Here is a 19758-nt window from a genome sequence, read left to right on the forward strand (position 1 = left end):
TGGGCTCATGAGCGCACGAGTACGGGCCCCCGAGCTGCGCGGTCGAGGCTGGCTGAACACCGGCGGGCGGGACCTGAGGCTGTCCGATCTGCGCGGCAAGATCGTGATTGCCGACTTCTGGACCTTCTGCTGCGTCAACTGCCTGCACGTGCTCGACGAGTTGCGCCCGCTCGAGGAGAAGTACGGCGACGTGCTCGTCGTGATCGGCGTGCACTCGCCCAAGTTCGAGCACGAGAAGGACCCGGACGCGCTGGCCGCCGCCGTGGAGCGGTACGGCGTCCACCACCCGGTGCTCGACGACCCCGAGCTGGACATGTGGCAGCAGTACGCGGCCCGCGCCTGGCCCACCCTGTCGGTGATCGACCCCGAGGGCTACGTGGTGGCGACCATGGCCGGCGAGGGCCACGCCGAGGGGCTCGCGCGTCTCGTCGACGACCTGATCGCCACCCACGAGGCGAAGGGCACCCTGCACCGGGGCGACGGCCCGTACGTGCCGCCGGCCGAGCCGGTGACCACGCTGCGCTTCCCCGGCAAGGCGGTGCTGCTGGAGAACGGCAACCTGCTGGTGTCGGACTCGGCCCGGCACTCGCTGGCCGAGCTGGCCCCGGACGGGGAGACGCTGGTCCGCCGGATCGGCGCCGGCACCCGGGGGCGGGTCGACGGTCCGGCCGGGGCGGCCACCTTCTCCGAACCGCAGGGGCTCTGCCTGCTGCCCGCGCACGCCGCCGAGGTGGCCGGCTACGACCTGGTCGTCGCCGACACGGTCAACCACCTGCTGCGGGGCGTACGCCTGGCGGACGGGGAGGTGGTCACGGTCGCGGGCACCGGTCGGCAGTGGCGCTCCACGGTCGACGACCACGCGCACGACGCGCTCTCGGTCGATCTCTCCTCCCCCTGGGACCTGGCCTGGTACGACGACCGGATCGTCATCGCGATGGCCGGCATCCACCAGCTCTGGTGGTTCGACCCGGTGAAGCGCACCGCCGGCATGTACGCGGGCACGACGGTGGAGGCGCTGCGCGACGGCCCGCTGGCCGAGGCGTGGATGGCGCAGCCGTCCGGCCTCTCGGTCTCGGCCGACGGCGCGCGGCTCTGGGTCGCCGACAGCGAGACCAGCGCGATCCGGTACGTCGAGAACGACGTCATGGGCACCGCCGTCGGGCAGGGGCTCTTCGACTTCGGCCACGTGGACGGGCCGGCGTCCTCGGCGCTGCTCCAGCACCCGCTGGGGGTGTGCGCGCTGCCGGACGGCTCCGTGCTGATCGCCGACACGTACAACGGGGCGGTCCGCCGCTACGACCCGGAGGGCGACCGGGTTTCGACGGTCGCCGACGGGCTCGCCGAGCCGAGCGACCTCGTGCTGACGCCGGCCGGCGAGGTGCTGGTGGTGGAGTCCGCCGCGCACCGGTTGACCCGGCTGGCGCCGGGCGCGCTCTCCGCCGCGGGGGCGAGCACTGTGGACGGCCCTCGGCACCGCACCGAGCGCAAGCCCACCGACCTGGCCGCCGGCGAGGTGACGCTGGACGTCGTCTTCACCCCCGCGCCGGGGCAGAAGCTGGACGAGACGTACGGCCCGTCGACGCGGCTGGTGGTCTCCGCGTCCCCGCCCGAACTGCTGTTGGAGGGCGCCGGCACCGGCACGGAGCTGTCCCGCCGCCTGGTGGTGAACGGCGACGTGGCCGGCGGCGTGCTCCAGGTGACCGCCCAGGCGGCGACCTGCGACGCGGACGTCGAGCACGCGGCCTGCCACCTGACCCGCCAGGACTGGGGTGTCCCGGTCCGGGTGGTCGACGGCGCCGCCGCCCGGCTCCCGCTGGTCCTCCGCGGCCTCGACGCCTGACGGCCACCCGGCCGCTGCCCGCCGCGCTGCTCGCGTTAGGAAGGGCACCTTCCTCTACAAAAAGCGTTAGGAAGGTGCCCTTCCTTTCACGCGAACGGAGTGAGCGTGACACCCGCGTCGACCAGGGCGGCGCGGACCAGTTCGGCGCAGCGGACCGCGCCGGGGGCGTCGCCGTGCAGGCAGATGGACTCGACCGGGCACGGGACGACGCTGCCGTCGACGGCGACGACGGTCCGCTCGGTGGCCATCCGGACGGCCCGGGCCGCCACCTCCTCCGGGTCGGTGACCAGCGCGCCGGGGGCGGTGCGCGGCACCAGCGAGCCGTTGGGCAGGTAGCCCCGGTCGGCGAAGCCCTCGGCGACCACCCGCAGGCCCGCCCCGGCGGCGAGCTGGGCGAGGACCGAGCCGGGCGAGCAGAGCAGCGGCAACCGGTCGTCGTAGTCGCCGACCGCCGCGACCAGCGCCGCCGCCTGGGCCTCGTCGCAGGCGGCGGCGTGGTAGAGCGCCCCGTGCGGCTTGAGGTAGCGGACCCGGCTGCGGAACAGCCGGCAGAACGCGTCGAGGGCGCCGAGCTGGTAGGTGACCTCGTCGCGCAGCTCCGCGAAGGCGTACGCGATGTGTCGCCGGCCGAAGCCGGCGAGGTCGCGGTAGCCGACCTGGGCGCCGACGGCGACCCCGCGTCCGGTGGCGGCCTCGCAGACCCGGCGCATCGTGGACGCGTCGCCGGCGTGGAATCCGCAGGCGACGTTGGCGGAGGTGACCAGGTCCAGCAGCGCGGTGTCGTCGCCGAGCCGCCAGATGCCGAATCCCTCGCCGAGGTCAGCGTTGAGGTCCATGGAACGTGACCGTAGTCCCTGGGCGCGCCTGCGCGAGGGGGGTCACGTCGTCCACCACCCCGACGACGGGGTACCCGCCGGTGGTCGGATGGTCGGCGAGGAAGATCAGCGGCTGGCCGTCCGCCGGCACCTGCACCGCGCCGAGCACGATTCCCTCGCTGGGCAGTTCCCCGGCCACCGCGCGGGGCAGCACCGCGCCGGTGAGTCGGGCGCCGACCCGGTTGCTCACCGGGCTCACCGCGTACGTGGTGCCGAGCAGACGGTCCAGCGCCGCCGGGGTGAACCAGTCGTCGCGGGGGCCGAGGCGCAGCGTCAGCCGCAGCTCGGTCGGCGTCGGCGCCACGACGGTGGTGTCGACCGGGGCGGGTGGCCCGGTCGGCGCGCCCAGGGGCAGCAGGTCGCCGTCGCGCAGCGGCGGCGGGCCGAGCCCGGAGAGCGTGTCGGTGGCCCGGCTGCCGAGCACCGGCTCGACGGCGATCCCGCCGCCGACCGCGAGCCAGTTGCGCAGGCCGTCGCGGGGCGGGTCGATCCGCAGCACGGCGCCCGCCGGCACCGACAGCGGCCGTCCCACGTCACCGAACCGGCGGCCGACCCGGACGGCGGTGGCCGTTCCCGTCACCGCGACCGTCGCGGCGCGGGGGAACCGCAGGTCGCAGCCGGTCAACGTGATCTCCAGGCCGGCGGCGGACTCCGGGTTGCCGACGAGGCGGTTGGCCAGCCGCAGCGCGGCCGGGTCGAGCGCGCCCGACCGGGGCACGCCCAGGTGCGCCCAGCCGGCCCGGCCGAGGTCCTGGACGGTGGTCAGCGCCCCGGCGCGGAGCACCTCGACCGCCGGCCCGGTCACGTGGCCACCAGGCGCACCTCGGTGCCGGGGGTGAGCCGGGCCGGCGGGTCCGCGTGCACGTCGAAGAGGGCCGTGCCGGTCCGCCCGACCAGCAGCCAGCCGCCGGGCGAGGCCGTCGGATAGATCCCGGCGTACGGGCCGGCCAGGGCGACGGCGCCGGCCGGCACCCGGGGGCGCGGGGTGGGCAGCCGGGGCACCGCCAGTGCGGCGGGGAGCCCGGTGAGGTAGGCGAACCCGGGGGCGAAGCCGCAGAAGGCCACCCGGAAGGCGGTACGCGTCAGCCGCTCGACCACCGCCGGCGCGTCCACGCCCCAGTGGCCGGCGACGACGGGCAGGTCCTCCCCGTCGTACGTCACGGGGACCTCGACCGTTTCGGCGGCGGCCGTGCCGGCGGGGGCGGGCGGGCGGGGTGTCCAGGCGGCGATCCGCGCGGCGGTCACAGCCGGGTCGGGCACGCCGTCGAGCAGGACGGTGGTGGCCGCCGGCACGATCTCGACGGCGCTCAGCTCGCCGCGTTCGCGCCGCTGCCACAGCGTTGCCCGCCATCCCTCCACCTGGTCGGCGTCGTCGCAGTTAATCAGCAGGGCGTGCGCCCCGACGGGTCGGATCCGCATCCCGCCATACTCCACGACCGATCCGGGGCACCAGGGTCGACGGTCGCCATCTCGCGTGACCGGACGCACTACTTTCAGGTAACCTACGGTGCCGTAACCTGATGGCGTGACCACCTCCGCCCCGCTTCGACTCAAGCCGGTCGACATCGGTAAGCCCCGGATGCGGGGCTGGCTCCACACGTACGCGTTCTTCGTCGCCCTCGTCTGCGGGATCGTGCTCAGCGCGATCGCCGCCTCCCGGCCCGGCTGGGCACCCCTGGTGAGCTGCGTGATCTACAGCCTGACGGTGTGCGGGCTGTTCGGCACCAGCGCCCTCTACCACCGGCGGGTGTGGTCGGAGCGCGGCTACCAGGTCATGCGCCGGATGGACCATTCGATGATCTTCGTGTTCATCGCCGGCACGTACACGCCGTTCTGCGTCCTGCTGCTGGAGCCCCGGCCGGCCGCGATCATGCTGTCGCTGGTCTGGGGCGGCGCGATCGCCGGGGTGGCGCTCAAACTGGTCTGGCCGCACGCCCCCCGCTGGGTCTCCGCGCCGCTCTACCTGGCGCTCGGCTGGGTCTCGGTCGCGATGCTGCCCGACATCCTGCACCGGGGCGGCGTGACCGCGCTGGTGCTGCTCGTCGTCGGCGGCGCGATCTACAGCGTCGGCGCGGTCTTCTACGCGCTGCGCCGGCCCAACCCGTGGCCCACCGTCTTCGGCCACCACGAGTTCTTCCACGCCTGCACCCTGGTGGCGGCGCTCTGCCACCACATCGCCATCTACTTCGCCCTCTTCGCCTGACCCACCGACCGACGCACCGCCCGCGCTCCCGGCTGCGCGACGACGGGGCCCCGCCACGCCGGGGAGCCCCGTCAGATCGGCGTCGGGACGTCAGACCGTGCGGCGTGGCCGACGCACTTCGCGGTACTCCTCGACGACCCGGTCGTCCTGCACCGGCACGACCCGCTCGGCGACGACCCGGTCCTCGGCCACCGGGCGGGCGACGACGGTACGACGGCGCGTGTTCCAGAAGTGGAGGGTGACCAGCAGGCCGGCCAGGCCGGCGAGCATCAGCACCCAGCCGACGACCGCCAGGTTGAGCCAACCCAGATCCGCCTCCACGGCGAACGCGAAGATCGCACCCAGCGCGATCAGGAAGATGCTGCCACCAAAACCCATGTCGTCGCCTCCTCGGCTGTCCCTGGCGTTTGCCTCCGCCGCGGCCATCGGTGAGGGTGCGGCATCCATCGACATACCCAGGCGCTCTGATCGCCAATCGGGCAAGCTTGGGACATGACGGACGCTCACGTCGCAGGACGGACACTGGTGCTGCTCCGGCACGCCAAGGCCGAGCAGCCGGGGGAGGTGCCGGACGAACGCCGGCCGCTGGCCGCCCGGGGGCACGCCGACGCGGCGGCGGCCGGTGCCTGGCTCGCCAAGCACGCGCTGCTGCCGGACGTCGTCATCTGCTCGACCGCCCGGCGCACCCGGGAGACCTGGCACGGCGTGGCGATGGGCATGACCGGGTCACCACCCGAGGGCGGCTCGGCCGGCCCCGCCCCGGCCGTACGCTACGAGGCGGAGGCGTACGAGGCGCACATGGAGGACCTGTTGACGCTGGTCAGGAGGGTCGATCCGGCAGCCCGCACCGTCCTGCTGATCGCCCACAACCCGGGCATCTCGCTGCTCTCCGCCCTCCTGGACCCGTTACGCGCGGACCAGGACGGTATGCGTACCAGCGACGTCGTCGTGCACCGGCCCGCGGTCGCGTGGGCCGACCTGGATCGGGGACGGGCTCCGATCACCGATCAGCACACCGCACGCGGCTGAGCCATCCGCCGGTGCTGGCGGATGGCTGAGGGGGCCGCTCGATGTGCCGGTCGTGCTGCCGGTCGTCGTACCGCCGCTCAGGTTGCGACACGACGGCGTCGTGGCGGCACGAAGGCGTCGTGGCGGCACGACGGCGTCGGCTCAGGACGGTGGCGTCGGCTCAGGACGGTGGCGCCGTCGGCGGCGGCGGGTCGGGCGGCGGTGGCATCATCGCGGTCGGATGCGAGAGCCGGTTCTCCTCCACGATCAGGGTCCGCGCCCGCTTGCGGCGGTCCTGCCAGAACCAGAGCGTGGTCAGCAGTACGGCGAGCCCGGCCAGGATGAACACCCAGCCGACCGCGCGCAGGTCGACCCACCAGACGTTGGCCCTGATGGCGAAGGTGAGGATCGCGCCGATCGCGATCAGGAAGATCCCGCTACCAATGCCCATGTGCGCTGCACTCCCCCGTGCGATGGCTTCTGGGCGTTCTCTGCCGTGGTCCTGCGACGGTTACCCGCCACACCGCCCAGCTACCTGACTGAGGCCACCGAATAGCCGAGGCGCCCCCTCTTCCGGAAGCGTCTTCGGGCGGTGCCGGCTCTCCCCAGCGGCCATCGCCGTCCAGACATTCCAGGCATGCCGCCCCAGCTCGCCCACAGGTGCCGAGGCCGACCGCATCGCGCCGACCGCGGAGCGTGACGGACCCGGAAAATCTTGGGAGCTTCACGGAGAGTCATGATCACGCCGCCCGTCACTGGACCCGAGGTTGGCACGAATCGAACTATTGGGACGGTATCGGTGCAGCTCGGCATCGCCAGCCCCATGCCTCCGCGTCGCCTTTGCTCTGCACCCACGGACGCGACGGACACCGAGAGTGTCTGGTGCCTCCGTGGGTGCAGAGCAAAGGGCGGAGGAGGGCATCCCCTGTCGGCGCGCTGACCGCAACGCTGCGTGATCGATGTGGTGGCCGCGGGCCGATCGGCGGGCGCGGCACCTCCAGGGACGCCGACGGCCGGCGGGCTGTTGCCCGCCGGCCGTCGTGCTTGGCCTCTGCCGGGTCGTCACCCGGCAGCACCGCAGCACCGCCACAACACCGCAGCAGCGCGGGCGTGGCGTGACTCAGAAGGCCTCCTCCGGGAGATCCATGATGTCCAGGTCGGTGCCCTCGATGATCCGCCGGTCGGCGCCGACGCGGGGCAGGACCTCACGGGCGAAGAACCGGGCGGCGGCCACCTTGCCGGTGTAGAACGCCTTGTCGGCGGCGGAGACCTCGCCCGCCAGGGCCTTCAGTGCCACGTCGGCCTGCTTCTGCAGCAGCCAGGCGACGACCAGGTCGCCGACCGCCAGCAGGAACCGGCGGCTGGCCAGGCCGACCTTGTAGAGCGCCCGGGCGTCGCCGCCCTGCGCCTCGCCCAGCCAGCCGGTCAGCACCCCGAGCATGTTCTGGATCTCGACGAGCGCCTTGCCGAGCGCCTGCCGCTCCTCCTTGAGCTGGCCGTTGCCACCCTCGGTGGCGATGAACTCCTGGATCTCGCCGGCGACGACCATCAGGGCCTTGCCGTTGTCCCGGACGATCTTCCGGAAGATCAGGTCGAGGCTCTGGATCGCGGTGGTGCCCTCGTACAGGGTGTCGATCTTCGCGTCGCGGACGTACTGCTCCAGCGGGTAGTCCTGCAGGAAGCCGGAGCCGCCGAAGGTCTGGAGCGACTCGTGCCCGAGCAGCTCGTACGCACGCTCCGAGCCGACGCCCTTGACCAGCGGCAGGAGTAGGTCGTTGACCCGCTTGGCCGTCTTGGCGGCCTTCTCGTCACCGGCCGTCTCGGCCAGGATGATCTTGTCCTGCCAGCTCGCCGTGTAGCAGACGAGCGCGCGCAGGCCCTCGGCGTACGACTTCTGCAGCATCAACGAGCGACGCACGTCCGGGTGGTGGGTGATGGTGACCCGCGGCGCGGTCTTGTCCGCCATCTGGGTCAGGTCGGCGCCCTGCACCCGGCTCTTGGCGTACTCGAGGGCGTTGAGGTAGCCGGTCGACAGGGTGGCGATCGCCTTGGTGCCGACCATCATCCGGGCATTCTCGATGATCATGAACATCTGCCGGATGCCCTCGTGCTTCTCGCCCAGCAGCCAGCCCTTGGCCGGCACGCCGTGCTCACCGAAGGTCACCTCGCAGGTGTTCGAGACCTTGAGGCCCATCTTGTGCTCGACGTTGGTGGCGAAGACGCCGTTGCGCTCGCCCAGCTCGCCGGTGTTCTCGTCGAAGTGGTACTTCGGCACCACGAACAGCGACAGGCCCTTGGTGCCCGGGCCGCCGACACCCTCGACGCCGACCGGGCGGGCCAGCACGTAGTGGATGATGTTGTCACTCAGGTCGTGCTCGGCCGAGGTGATGAAGCGCTTCACGCCCTCGATGTGCCAGGAGCCGTCGGGCTGCGGGATGGCCCGGGCCCGGCCGGCGCCCACGTCCGAGCCGGCGTCCGGCTCGGTGAGCACCATCGTGGAGCCCCACTGCTTGTCGGCGAAGAGCTTGGCCCACTTTCTCTGCTGCTCGGTGCCCTCCACGTGCAGCACGTGCGCGAAGGACGGGCCGGAGGAGTACATCCAGACCGCGGCATTGGCGCCGAGCACCAGCTCGGCGAGGGACCAGACCAGCGCCCGCGGCGCGTTGCTGCCGTCCAGCTCCGCCGGGAGCTCCAGCCGCCAGAACTCGGAGTTCATGAACGCCCGGTACGACTTCTTGAACGACTCGGGCAGCGGCGCGGTGTGCGTGGCCGGGTCGAAGACCGGCGGGTTGCGGTCGCTGTCCAGGTAGCTGGCGGCCAGGTCCTCCCGGGCGAGGCGGTCGACCTCGGCGAGGATGTCGCGCGCGGTGTCGACGTCCAGCTCCGTGTACGGCTCCTGGCCGAACGCCCGGTCCGCCCCGAAGACCTCGAAGAGGTTGAACTCGAGGTCCCGAAGATTGCTCTTGTAGTGGGTCATGCTCGCTGGCCCCGCTTCCGGACAGGTGTTACCGATCAGTAACCCCGACTCTATTACTCGCGGGTAGGCAGCGACAAGCCGATCTCGGAAGTGACAGCGATTACACAGTTCCCGTTCAGGTTGCCGAGACCGCCCCGACACCCTCTCGCGGCGGCCGCGCGGCCTCAGCTCTCGGCCGCGCCGACCTCCCAGCTCGGCACGGCCGCGGTCGTGCCGCCGCGCGAGCCCGTGTACTCCATCAGGACCAGGGCGATGTCGTCGTCGAGCCGGCCGTGCACCCATTCCTTCAGGGCGGTCTCCAGCGAGGCGAGCCCGTCGGCGACGGTGCCGTGGCCGAGCAGCCGCCAGGCCCGGTCGGCGGTCGGGAAGAACTCCCCGTCCCGGCGCGCCTCGCCGAGCCCGTCGGTGAAGAGCAGCAGCCGGTCGCCGGGCTCCAGCCGCTCGACCCGGGGCCGGACCACCGGCATGAAGCCCAGCGGCGGGGCCGGGGCCGGCGGTTCGAGCGGGATGACGGCGCCCCGGCGCAGCAGTAGCGGCGGCGGGTGACCGCAGTTGACGATGGTGAGCGTGCCGCCCCGCTCCTCGACCAACGCGGCGGTGACGAAGTCCTCGTCGCCCACGCTCCGGGCCACCGCCCGGTCCAGGTCGGTCACGATCGCCCGCAGGTCGGCCCGCTCGTACGCCACGTGCCGGTACGAACCCAGCACGATGCTGGCCAGCCGGACGGCGTCCAGTCCCTTGCCCCGCACGTCGCCGATGATCATCCGCACCCCGTACGGCGTGTCGATCGCCTCGTACAGGTCCCCGCCGATCTCGGCCGTCGCGGTGGAGGAGATGTAGCGGGCGGCGACCGAGAGACTGCCGACCTGCGGCCCGAGCGGGCGCAGCACGGCCTGCTGCGCCACCGCCGCCAGCCGGGACAACTCGGCGATCTGCTCGGCCTGCCGTTGCCGTACGGCCGCCGTGGCCGCCGCGATCCCGGTGCCCAGCGCGATGCACGTTACGGCTACCGCGGTGGACAGCGACACGGTCTGCTCGCCGAGGGCGAAGCCCGCCCCGAGCGCCGTGGCGGAGGCACCCACCCCGAGCACGATCCGCCACGACGCCAGCGCGGCGGCCAGGAAGGGCGCGGCGACCATGAGCGCGATGTAGTTCGCGGACCGCCCGTCGGCCAACTCGACCGCCGAGACGATCGCGAGCAGGACGACGGCCGCGCCGAGGCCGGCGCGGGATCCGGGGCTCAGTGGGCCGCGGCCCGACTGGAAGGGTTTCGTGCGTACGAGGGACAGCATGCCTGATGGACGTGAACGGGTGAATGAAGCTGGCCCGTCGTCCGAGGATGTTCTGGCCGCGCGGATCACCCAGGCGGGCCGATCGCGGCCCGGCGAGGGCTCAGCCGAGCACCTCGTAGCGGACCTCGACGTGACCCGCGTCCAACGAGGCGATCTCGGCGAACGCGGCCCGGGACAGGTCCAGGCAACGCCCCTCGACGAACGGACCGCGGTCGTTGATCCGCACCGTCACGGACTTGCCGTTCGCCGGATTGGTGACCCGGACCCTCGTGTCGAACGGCAGGGTCTTGTGGGCGGCGGTCAGCTCCGACGGGTCGAAGGTCTCGCCGTTGGCGGTGAGCTGCCCCTCGGAGTAGAAGGAGGCGCCGCACGAGCCGCTGTCCACCACCGGTCGGGCGATGCTGGTCTTCTTCGTCGCCGTGGGCTTCGGCGCGGCGGTGCGCGGCTTGCTCCGGGAGGGAGCCTGGGGCGACCGGGTCGCCGTCGGGCTGGCGGTCACGCTCGGCGCCACGCCGGCGCTCGGCGAGGCGGCCGGCGAGCTGGGGGCCGCGCTGCTCGGCACGCCGGTGGGCGACAGGTCGACGGCGGCCGGCCGCGCGGACTCCGAGCCGGAGGTCAGCTGGATGGCGCCGACCGTACCGCCGACGGCGAGGGCCACCCCGACCGCCGCGGTGGCCGCGATGGCGGCCGGCGAGGAGAACATGCGGGTACGGGAGTGCCTGCCAGCCACCGGTCCGGTCCTTTCGTCATCCGACAAACCGGGTCGGACCATAACGAGAGAAACACTTCCGAAGTCAACGTGATCATGTTGTTTTGCCCGCAATTGCGGCGATACGTGTAGCCGATCATCCGACCCGAGGTGGGCCGGGCGGCCCGGGCGACCCACGGCCTGCACGGGCCGCGCCGGTTGCCGCAGGATGGGTGGCATGCCCCCCGAGCTGAGCGGACGCCTCGCCGAGCTGGTCCGGTGGATCGATCCCGGCCCCGGTGCCAGTCACCTGGTCAGCGACGTCTCCGGCTGGTGGCGCGACCCCGAGGTGCTCGCCCGGCTGGGGCCGGCCCTGGTGGAGCCGTTCCGGGCCGCGCGGCCCACGGTGGTCGTCGCGCCGGCGGTGACGGGGTTCCTGCTCGGTCCGCTCGCCGCCACGGCGCTCGGGGTCGGCTTCGTGCCGGCGCACAAGCCGGGCGACGGCAGACTGCCCGCCGGGCCGCTCACCTGGGCGCAGAGCCCGCCGGACTTCCGCGGCAGGCGGGTGGACCTGGCCGTCCGGGACCACGGCCTCGACCGCAGCGACCGGGTGCTGGTGGTGGACGACTGGGTCGCCACCGGAGCCCAGGTCCGTGCGCTCTACGAGATCTGCGCCGCGCGCGGCGCCGAACCGGTCGGCACCGCCGCCGTCGTGCTCGACTGCCCGCCGGCGGTCGCCGCCGAGCTGCGGATCCGGGGGCTGGTCAGCGGCGACGACCTGACGTGACCTGGACGAACTCCTCGACCGCCGTGCAGACCCGGACCGAGCACCTCCGCCGAGCGGGCCATCGGGCCGGGCACCATCAGCGCGTGGTCGGCCTGCTCGATCTCCAGCGGGTGCGGGGTGGGCCGGCGGGCGACGGAGCCCCGCCAGGACCCGGTCGCCCGTGCCGCCCACCAGCAGGAACGGCGCGGTGGTGCGACCGTACCGTCCAAGGGGTCGCCGGCGGCGAGAATTGCGCCCGCACGAGATCAACGACGGCGGTAGCGTCGGCAGGATGTGGCCTCGGATCGGTGAACTGCGCACCCTCGCCCTCGGCACCCCCGGCGACCTGCGGACGCGACTGAACACCCTGGTGCTCGGCGGGGTGAAGACGGCGACCGCCGGCCTGCTCACCGAGTACGCCGAGGAGGGCGAGGAGCTGGAGCGCGTCGGCGAGCGGCTGGCCCTCGTGGACGACGAGGACTCGCTGGTCGGCGTCGTCGAGGTCACCGGCGTCGAGGTGGTCGGCTTCGCCGAGGTGACCTGGGACTTCGCCCGGTCCGAGGGCGAGGGCGACCGCTCGATCGAGGAGTGGCGCGAGGGGCACGCCGCCTACTGGGCGCGGGTCGGCACCCCCGTCACCGGCGACAGCGAGATCGTCTGCATCCGGTTCCGGCTGGTCTCGGCCGGCGACGGCGGCATCCCCACCGGGGACCTCGGCACCTGAGGGCGCCCGGCCGGGCCGACGGTCGCCTCCGGGCCGGCCCCGGAGCCGGCCCGGCCACCGAGCTGACCGGCCCGGCCGGGGCCGGCCACCGAGCCGAACGGGCCCACCAGGGCCGGTCAGCCCCGGCGCAGCTCGGGCAGCAGGCGGGTGGCCACGTCCACCAGGACGGCCTCGTCACCGGCGTACCAACTGCTGGCTCGGGGCCAGTGCGTGACCACGTCGGTGAAGCCGAGGGCGGCGGCCCGGCCGACCTGGTCGGCGAAGAACTCGGCGCTGTGCAGCGAGAAGACGGGCGCCGAGTCCAGCGACAGGTAGCGGTCCAGGGTGCCCGGGTCGCGGCCGGCTGCGGCGAGCGTCTTGTCCATCCGGGCGCAGAGCTCGGCCACCCCGTCCCACCAGCTCTCCAGGTCGTCCCCGCCGGGGCCGGTGGTGACCCAGCCCTGACCGAACCGGGCCGCCAGCCGCATCGACCGGGGTCCGTTGGCGGCCACCACGAAGGGCACCCGGGGCGTCTGGACGCAGCCCGGGTTGTTGCGCGCGTCGATCGCCGTGAACCAGTCCCCTCGCCAGGTGGTGCCGTCCTCGCGCAGGATGAGGTCGAGCAGCTCGGTGAACTCGGCGAACCGGTCGACGCGCTGGCGCGGCGGCAGCGTCTCCCCGCCGAGCACGGCCGAGTCGAAGCCGATCCCGCCCGCGCCGAGGCCGAGCAGCAGCCGCCCGCCGGAGACGTCGTCGAGCGCGGTGACCTGCCGGGCGAACGCCGCCGGATGCCGGAAGTTCGGCGAGGCGACCAGCGTCCCGAGCCGGATGCGGGTGGTCACCGTCGCGGCGGCGGTCAGCGTGGTCACCGAGTCGAACCACGGCCCGTCGACCAGGTCCCGCCAGCCCAGGTGGTCGTACGTCCAGGCGTGGTCGAAGCCCCACTCGTCCGCCTGCCGCCACCGGCGCTGCGAGTCGGACCAGCGCTGGTCGGGAAGGATCACGATGCCAATCCGCATGATCGCCAGCCTAACGGCCGTCACCGGCCCGGACTCGCACCACGCGGGCGCTTGCCATGCATCGATGATCTGAACATGGGGACGCCCGTGACCGCGATGCGCGAGCCGACGTTCCTGATCCGCCTCGTTTCATACCGGCCCGCTGGGTCGGGCCGCCTTCAGTCCCACCAGAACGACCAGGAGTGCGCGCCCATGATTCTCTCGGCGTAGGCAGTGAGCGTTCCAGCACCCTGCCAGATGTTGTCGGGGCAGAAGGCGAAGTGCTCGGCCGCCACCTGGCGGGCGTGCTCGATCGAGGTCGGTGGGGCGGCGACGCTGAGATGGAGGGTGTCGAATCCGACGCCGACAACCCGGACACCGAAGCGATCCTCCCAGCTCCGGACCACCGCCGAGATCTCTCCCGAGTCGTTGGTGTGGTTCAAGGGACCGGACCAGCCGCTGACGGCGAGTGTGTCCGCGCCACGAGCGGCCGGCACGAGCCCGAGACGCGCCGGCCTGATCACGAGGAACTCCGCGTACTGGTCGGCGAAGTCGTCGGGTGACGCGGAGGCGTCACCGGGCACGGCGAGCCCGGGCCAGCGCTCACCGAAGGGATCGGTGACGGCGGTGCGTTCGGCCGCTGGCCGCATGTCGTCCTCGCCGGTCCTCGTGTGCGCAGTCCACCACCGGGCCAGCAACTCGGCTGCGTCATGGCGGTCCGGCGAGGACATGCCGGCCGGGAACACCTCCCCGTCGGCCCAGGGACGAGTCTCCTCGCTCGACAGTCCACTCAGCAGCAACGGCCACAGCCCGGATTGCCGGTGCTGTGACCGCAGCCGCGTCCAGAGCGCGGCTCCGACCGGGGCCTCGCTCAACCAGTACGGCGGCGATCCGCCGTCTGCTGGCTCGACGAGGCGGCCGGGCGGCAACGTCCTCGGTGGGAACGATCCGAGCAGGCGCGGCAGGTCCGTGATCATGGCAGGAGCGTAGGAGGCCCGTACGACGAACTTCCGACCCGCCGAGGCGGATGCGGGCCGGGGTCGGAGTCGCCACCCGCACCGCACGGGTTCCGTAGTGGACGGGGCCGTCTCGGCGCGGCTTCGACTGCTAAGCTCCCGCCACTTGTCTGGGGCTTCCGGCCGGCGCGGATCGCTGATGTGTGACCTGCCACCGCATCGATGCACCGCAGGAACCACCTCCCGGCGAGACGTCGTCCGGCCGTGGCCGGAACCCCTTCATCCTCTGTCTTGCAGGGAGGACGAGCGTGGTCCGAGGCTCGCTCATCCGCGCTGGCATCGCCGCCGCCGTGTCGTTCACACTCGCCGTGGGCCTCAGCCCGTTGTCGTCCGGCAGCGCGCAGGCCGAACCGGTCGCGGGAGAGGTGGTCATCCCCGTCTCCTACGTCCTGGACCCCCGGACACAACTGTTCAGCGCGGGACCCTCGGGGTTCCTCCGTCACGAGTCCACGCTGGGCTACCTGTGGACGAGCTACACCGGCGTCGACACGAAGCTCGACTCGTACGCCCCTGATACGAACATGGTCCCGGACCTCGGCGCCGGCTCGGACGTCGTCGCGGAACTCGACCATCCCAGGACCGTCACGCTCCGGGACATGGCGACCGGCCGATCGCGTACGGTCACGATTCCCGTCGGCCACACGTACGTCAGCACGCTGGGGTCGACGGTCGTGACGACGACGGGAAACCTGTTCGACGCCAACTACACGTGGCACCTCTTCGACGCCCACGACGACGGTTCGGTCACCCAGCGTGCCGTGGCGGGCGTCCCCGACGGGATCGTAGGGCCGACCGAGGTCGGGGCGCCGCTGGGCGACGCGCGCGGACAGGTCGTGCAGTACCGGGTGGGCACCACGGGACGCACCGGGTTCCTCGACATCGAGCAGGGCCGGCTGATCCCGCTCCCGTACACCAGGCACGCGGGCACCGGTACCGTCGTGCTCACCTCCACCCACCTGCTGTGGTCGCACGACGGAGCCGTCTCCATCCACTCGCGCGAAGATCTCACCGCCACCCCGCGGACGGTGCCGCTGCCCGGCGGCGCGCAGGTGCTGGGGATGGTCGGCGAGACGCTCGTGGTGGGCCGGCACGATCCCTCGCTGGGCCCCCTGAGCTACCTGGATCCCGTCTGGCGGGTCGAGGCTGTGGCCCTCGACGGTCGTCCGACGAAGACGCTGCTGGCCAGGTCGGAGGGGCTGCCCATGCCGACCCCGGACGGCAGGCTTCTCGTCCAGGGCGGGCCCGACCTGGAGCGGTGGGGAGTCTCCGTCGTGGAGGCCGTGGACGGCGGCGACGTGACGATCCGCAAGATCGCCGAGGCGTACCCGCAGAAGGTCCAGACGGTGTCAGGGCTGACCTTCACGCAGGGGCGGCTGACCACCCTGGAGTACTTCAATGCCTGGCAGGAGCGGCGCCACCTCTACACCCGGGAGATCGGCGTGGCCGGCTCCCTCACGGTCGGGGCGCGTACCGCCCGGGGGCCCGCGCCCGCCAGTTGCGACACCACGGCCTGCCCCGACCTTCACGACACCGGCGACGGCCGGACGGTCGTCTCGGGCCTGAGCTACGGGCGTACGGACGACGACCGGCAGCCCCACCTGCTGGCGCCGAACCAGCCCATGCCCGGGACGCGGATCGACGGCTCCCGCACCTACCACACGGTGGCGGCTGTCAGCGGCCGCTTCGCGGCCCTCACGGCCGCCAGCGGCACGGGTAACGAGACCCGGGTCGTCGATCTCGACACCGGGAAGACGGTGTTCACGACGACGGCCTCCGTCGAGGCGCTGTGGGGCACGACGCTGTGGGTGAGCGACGGCAACGACGCCGTGGCGCCCGTCGACGTGCTGACCGGGCAGCGGGGCGCTCAGGTGTGGTTCGGCAGTGGGTGCCTCCTGGAGGACCTCCAGGCCGTCGGGCGGTGGCTGCTGTGGACCTGCGTGGGCTCGGCGTCGGGTCAGGGCGTCTACGACACCGTCAAGCGGACGAACCTGCGACTCGTTTCCGGAGACGACTGGTCGTGGGCCAAGCTCGGTGACGGCTTCGTCGCGGCCGAGGTGGCCGGGCAACTGAGGGTGACCGACGTCCGCGACGGGACGCCGAGGTCGCACACCGCCGGGCCGTTCGCGTCGTGGCGGCCCTGGGACGTCGACCCGTACACCGGCGTCATCGCCCACCTCGGCGCCGACGACGGCATCCACCTGGTCCCCAGCGGCGTCCCGGTCTCGCCCCTCGCCCAGCTCGACGCCACCGTCGCCACTTCGGCGCACATCAAGGACGCCACCGGGCACTGGAGCCCGAAGTGGTGGCTGTCCAAGCCGGCCGCCTCCTGGACGCTCGTGATCAGGAGTCAGACCAGCGGCGCCGTCGTCCGTACCCTCTCCGGCGGCCTGACGCGGGGTGTGGTGGCCACGACCTGGAACGGCAGGGACGACCGCCGCCGGTCGATGCCCAACGGCACCTACGCGTGGACGCTGACCGCCACGCCGGCCGACGGGCAGGGCGCGGCCCTCACCAGGTCGGGGACCGTGCAGCTCAGCCACGAATGCCACATCGGGAACCGCCCGCAGCTGGTCACGGTCAGGTGTTCCTGACATGACCGCGCCAGACGGTGCTGCCCCTGCCCGTTCGCCCGGGTTCGCCGCCGAGCTCGTGGCCACCGTCGCGGCTCCACTCGACTCCGCGTCGGCGGACGCTCCGCAGGTGCTGCACTGGCCGGGGCGCAGGCTGCTGGTGCAGCGCGGGGACACCGAGCTGGCCGTCCGCGACATGGACGGGGAGGGGAAGGAGATCCGCTTCCCCGCCCCCTGGCCCCGCCGGTACGGCTCGACGGCGGTCTCTCCTGCGGGCGACCTCGCCGTGTTCGTCGGCGTCCACGCGTTGCGAGCGGTGGATCCGACCGGCACCGTGCGGTGGGAGATCCGGCACGGTTGCTGGTCGGCCGCCGTGTGCGCCGAGTCCCATGCCTCGTTCTCCGAGTACGCCGACGACCACCACCACGGTCACGCGGACAGCGGCTCGGCGGCCTTCTCCTCGGACGGCAGGCTCCTCTGGGCCCACGTCCGCAACAGTGCGGGGGACGACGTCGAAGAGGAATGGCTGATCCTCGACCCCACCGACGGCAGGGTGCTGACCCGGGCCGGGACGACGACCGTGGCATCCGGCTCCATCCACCTACCCCATCCGGACCCGGCGTACATGGGGCTGACCGTCCTCGCGGGCGAGGAGGACTCGCCCGTGCTGTGGGGGCACTGGGACGGCGCGGCGCTCACTGTCCAGCAGTTCGCCGAGGAGGTCCTCCTCGCCGTGAGCCCGTCCGGGGAGCACTTCCTGACCACGGATCCGGGGCAGTGGGCCCTCTACCTGCACCGGGCGGAGGACGGCACGGAACTGCGGCGGCTGAACGCCGACGAAGCCGTGCCCCCTGCCTCAACCGCGGACGACCGCGTTTGCTGGGGCTACGAGGCGGCGTTCCCGTACGACGACAGCGCCGTGGTCGGCACCGAGTACGACGAGAATGTTCCCCGCCACTGGTTGGTCGACACCCGCGCGATGGCCGTGCACGGCCGGATCGCCTACCCCTTCCCCGTCTCGGGATCTCCCCGCTCGGCGGGGCGGGGCGCCTGGTACACGGTCTCCAGGGACGGGACCGCCCTCCACCTGTGGAGCCTGCCGCACGGGGAATGAGTCAGCGGCGCCTCATCGGAGGAGCAACCGCGGGACCCCTCACCGGACAGCGGCAGGAAGGGCCGGAAGCGGGGCGACGACCCCGGCGGGGGTACGGCTCGCCGGAGCTAGCGGCACGCCGACCAAACGTGCCGTAGGTCGACGACCTTGATGGGGACCGCTCGACGAGGCCGAGCACTATCCGGGGGATCAGGCTCTTTGGCACCGGGTTACCGCTCAGCGTCCACTGGCTGCCGATCGTCGAGCCCAGGTTAGGCATTGATGGACTCCTCATCGGCGGGCTTGGCGTGCCGTCCGTGGGATGTGTGCCTCCGTCGCCACCACCAGCGCAGCAGCTGAAACAATCTCTTCACGGACTCCGGCAGCAGGAACGGTCCGACAGCAGTCACGGCGACGAGCTGCCAGACGTGTTCACCGCCCGGATCAGCCACATGGTCGAAGACGATCAGCGCGGCCATCATCCACCAAGCGAGTTCCGCCCCCCAGTCGCGCACCCTGACCAGGGTGAGACGCCAACCCTTCTGTACCGGAGGATCGGGGACCTCGCCCGTGGTCACCATGGCCATCCAGCCGCGCCTCGAAACGGTCAGCGTGTAGGCGAGCGTCATCGGCAGCCTAACCAGCGCGATCCACGCAGCGAACCTGGCAGGGCTCACGACCACCTCACCCAGCACGTTGGGAGCGATCGAGGCCAGCATCAGATACGTGACAAGGAGGAGGACGAAATCGACGGCAAACCCGAACGGCGGGAGTCCCAGCATGAACAGCCGGCCCAGCCGTCTAACCACACGCGGGCTCATCTCCGCCATGCCGCTCATTGTGGGGCGGGTGGCAAGAACCGGCTAAGGGAGGTCTTGCCATCCCGTTCACCGTTGAGCCACTCCTCCTCGTGAGCGGGCCACCGTCCGGCCCGCTACGTCAATCGGTAGCAACGATCGAGGCCCCAGCCAGGAACATTCCTGAGCTGGGGCCTCGCGCTGGAGCGGGAGACGGGAATCGAACCCGCACTGTCAGCTTGGGAATCGCACAAGATCGGATCCGGGCACAGCGTGTCCCGTCATCGGCAGGATCCCCAGCGGCCTGGTTTGCCCCTGGTGACACCGTCATGTGGCCCGTGGATGGCCCAAGCCGCCCCCGAATCCCTAGCTGGGGCAGCCCCTCAGCTAAAGCAGCGAAGATCCTCCCCGCCAGGCGGAAAGCTGATCTCAATCTCAATCTTGCCGTAGGTGTGCGGACCCGGCGGGAACCGCCCGTACACCAGCAGCAGACGCACCTGTTGCCCGCTTGTCGCCCGGTCGGCGCACAACCGATCTGCCGGATCTGGACCCGGCACGATCCTCCAACGGCCCGCCATTAGCAAGGTGCGATAGTGGTCGATGGCGGCATCCATTGAGGTGCCGGGCGGCAAGCTGATGTCCGCCGAAACGCGCCCCCAATCGTCGCTTTCACCCCCGCACGGGGCCTGATCGATACGGTCGAGGGTGGTGCCCGGTGGAGGAGAGGTCAGCACCCCGTCTCGCGCCAACTGCTCGGCCAACCGGTGATCGGCATCGGTGCACTCGGTCTCACGAGCGCCCGGGCTCTTAATCGGCTCGGCGAGTTGCAGAACCGCCAGACCACACAGCACCAGAACACCGACCAGCACCGAACTGACTACGGCGATGCGGACAAAGACTCGCGGGGGCACGGAGCGAGGGTAGAACAGGTA

Annotated in this window: 19 protein-coding genes; 7 read left to right on the plus strand and 12 right to left on the minus strand. The window is 72.3% G+C overall.

Annotation, left to right across the window (positions count from 1 at the left end):
- Positions 1-7 precede the first annotated feature (7 nt).
- Positions 8-1840: an NHL domain-containing thioredoxin family protein gene (locus ACGF5C_RS12870; protein WP_393300590.1), complete on the plus strand. Its 1833-nt coding sequence runs from the start codon at positions 8-10 to the stop codon at positions 1838-1840.
- 86 nt (positions 1841-1926) lie between these two features.
- Here the strand turns inward: ACGF5C_RS12870 and ACGF5C_RS12875 are convergent, their stop codons facing one another.
- Genes ACGF5C_RS12875 through ACGF5C_RS12885 form a run of 3 tightly spaced genes read right to left on the minus strand, consistent with a single transcriptional unit; the run spans position 1927 to position 4134 of the window.
- Positions 1927-2676: a LamB/YcsF family protein gene (locus ACGF5C_RS12875; protein WP_393300593.1), complete on the minus strand. Its 750-nt coding sequence runs from the start codon at positions 2674-2676 to the stop codon at positions 1927-1929.
- Positions 2660-3520, minus strand: a complete 861-nt coding sequence (locus ACGF5C_RS12880; protein ID WP_393300596.1) for a biotin-dependent carboxyltransferase family protein — start codon at positions 3518-3520, stop codon at positions 2660-2662. The genes ACGF5C_RS12875 and ACGF5C_RS12880 overlap by 17 nt, the downstream gene beginning before the upstream one ends.
- Positions 3517-4134 carry an allophanate hydrolase subunit 1 gene (locus tag ACGF5C_RS12885; RefSeq protein WP_393300599.1) on the minus strand — a complete coding sequence of 206 codons (618 nt, stop codon included), beginning with the start codon at positions 4132-4134 and terminating at the stop codon, positions 3517-3519. The genes ACGF5C_RS12880 and ACGF5C_RS12885 overlap by 4 nt, the downstream gene beginning before the upstream one ends.
- Before the next feature lie 106 nt (positions 4135-4240).
- On the opposite strand from ACGF5C_RS12885, the gene ACGF5C_RS12890 reads away from it, so the two are divergent.
- Positions 4241-4918, plus strand: a complete 678-nt coding sequence (locus ACGF5C_RS12890) for a hemolysin III family protein (RefSeq protein ID WP_393300602.1) — start codon at positions 4241-4243, stop codon at positions 4916-4918.
- A gap of 90 nt (positions 4919-5008) precedes the next feature.
- On the opposite strand, the gene ACGF5C_RS12895 is transcribed toward ACGF5C_RS12890, so the two are convergent.
- A complete protein-coding gene (locus tag ACGF5C_RS12895; RefSeq protein WP_350702267.1) occupies positions 5009-5296 on the minus strand; it encodes a DUF6458 family protein in 288 nt (95 codons plus the stop codon).
- Positions 5297-5410: 114 nt separating this feature from the next.
- On the opposite strand from ACGF5C_RS12895, the gene ACGF5C_RS12900 reads away from it, so the two are divergent.
- Positions 5411-5947: a SixA phosphatase family protein gene (locus ACGF5C_RS12900; RefSeq protein ID WP_393300605.1), complete on the plus strand. Its 537-nt coding sequence runs from the start codon at positions 5411-5413 to the stop codon at positions 5945-5947.
- Positions 5948-6107: 160 nt separating this feature from the next.
- Here ACGF5C_RS12900 and ACGF5C_RS12905 read toward each other — a convergent pair whose 3' ends face one another.
- From ACGF5C_RS12905 to ACGF5C_RS12920, 4 genes are all read right to left on the minus strand, one after another.
- Positions 6108-6377, minus strand: a complete 270-nt coding sequence (locus ACGF5C_RS12905; protein ID WP_043961115.1) for a DUF6458 family protein — start codon at positions 6375-6377, stop codon at positions 6108-6110.
- Positions 6378-7046: 669 nt separating this feature from the next.
- Positions 7047-8903, minus strand: coding sequence for an acyl-CoA dehydrogenase (locus tag ACGF5C_RS12910; protein WP_393300607.1), 1857 nt, complete (start codon positions 8901-8903; stop codon positions 7047-7049).
- 164 nt (positions 8904-9067) lie between these two features.
- Positions 9068-10195: a PP2C family protein-serine/threonine phosphatase gene (locus tag ACGF5C_RS12915; RefSeq protein ID WP_393300610.1), complete on the minus strand. Its 1128-nt coding sequence runs from the start codon at positions 10193-10195 to the stop codon at positions 9068-9070.
- A gap of 100 nt (positions 10196-10295) precedes the next feature.
- Positions 10296-10925, minus strand: coding sequence for a septal ring lytic transglycosylase RlpA family protein (locus tag ACGF5C_RS12920; protein ID WP_393300613.1), 630 nt, complete (start codon positions 10923-10925; stop codon positions 10296-10298).
- 196 nt (positions 10926-11121) lie between these two features.
- Between ACGF5C_RS12920 and ACGF5C_RS12925 the strand changes: the two genes are divergently transcribed.
- Both ACGF5C_RS12925 and ACGF5C_RS12930 read left to right on the plus strand, forming a co-directional pair.
- Positions 11122-11670: a phosphoribosyltransferase gene (locus ACGF5C_RS12925; protein ID WP_393300616.1), complete on the plus strand. Its 549-nt coding sequence runs from the start codon at positions 11122-11124 to the stop codon at positions 11668-11670.
- A 271-nt stretch (positions 11671-11941) separates the two neighbouring features.
- On the plus strand, positions 11942-12373 hold the full coding sequence (locus ACGF5C_RS12930; RefSeq protein WP_393300619.1) for an ASCH domain-containing protein: 432 nt from the start codon (positions 11942-11944) through the stop codon (positions 12371-12373).
- Between the two features lie 116 nt (positions 12374-12489).
- Here the strand turns inward: ACGF5C_RS12930 and ACGF5C_RS12935 are convergent, their stop codons facing one another.
- Together ACGF5C_RS12935 and ACGF5C_RS12940 are read right to left on the minus strand one after the other, a co-directional pair.
- Positions 12490-13371 carry an LLM class flavin-dependent oxidoreductase gene (locus ACGF5C_RS12935; RefSeq protein WP_393300622.1) on the minus strand — a complete coding sequence of 294 codons (882 nt, stop codon included), beginning with the start codon at positions 13369-13371 and terminating at the stop codon, positions 12490-12492.
- Between the two features lie 158 nt (positions 13372-13529).
- Positions 13530-14327, minus strand: a complete 798-nt coding sequence (locus tag ACGF5C_RS12940; RefSeq protein WP_393300625.1) for a DUF4253 domain-containing protein — start codon at positions 14325-14327, stop codon at positions 13530-13532.
- A gap of 287 nt (positions 14328-14614) precedes the next feature.
- Between ACGF5C_RS12940 and ACGF5C_RS12945 the strand changes: the two genes are divergently transcribed.
- Both ACGF5C_RS12945 and ACGF5C_RS12950 read left to right on the plus strand, forming a co-directional pair.
- Positions 14615-16957, plus strand: a complete 2343-nt coding sequence (locus tag ACGF5C_RS12945) for a FlgD immunoglobulin-like domain containing protein (protein ID WP_393300628.1) — start codon at positions 14615-14617, stop codon at positions 16955-16957.
- A gap of 1 nt (position 16958) precedes the next feature.
- Positions 16959-18050: a hypothetical protein gene (locus ACGF5C_RS12950; RefSeq protein ID WP_393300631.1), complete on the plus strand. Its 1092-nt coding sequence runs from the start codon at positions 16959-16961 to the stop codon at positions 18048-18050.
- A 251-nt stretch (positions 18051-18301) separates the two neighbouring features.
- Here ACGF5C_RS12950 and ACGF5C_RS12955 read toward each other — a convergent pair whose 3' ends face one another.
- A complete protein-coding gene (locus tag ACGF5C_RS12955; protein WP_393300633.1) occupies positions 18302-18859 on the minus strand; it encodes a hypothetical protein in 558 nt (185 codons plus the stop codon).
- A gap of 350 nt (positions 18860-19209) precedes the next feature.
- Positions 19210-19737, minus strand: coding sequence for a hypothetical protein (locus tag ACGF5C_RS12960; RefSeq protein WP_393300636.1), 528 nt, complete (start codon positions 19735-19737; stop codon positions 19210-19212).
- Positions 19738-19758: the final 21 nt, after the last annotated feature.

The organism is Micromonospora sp. NPDC047620 (genome assembly GCF_043205005.1).
GTDB lineage: Bacteria > Actinomycetota > Actinomycetes > Mycobacteriales > Micromonosporaceae > Micromonospora.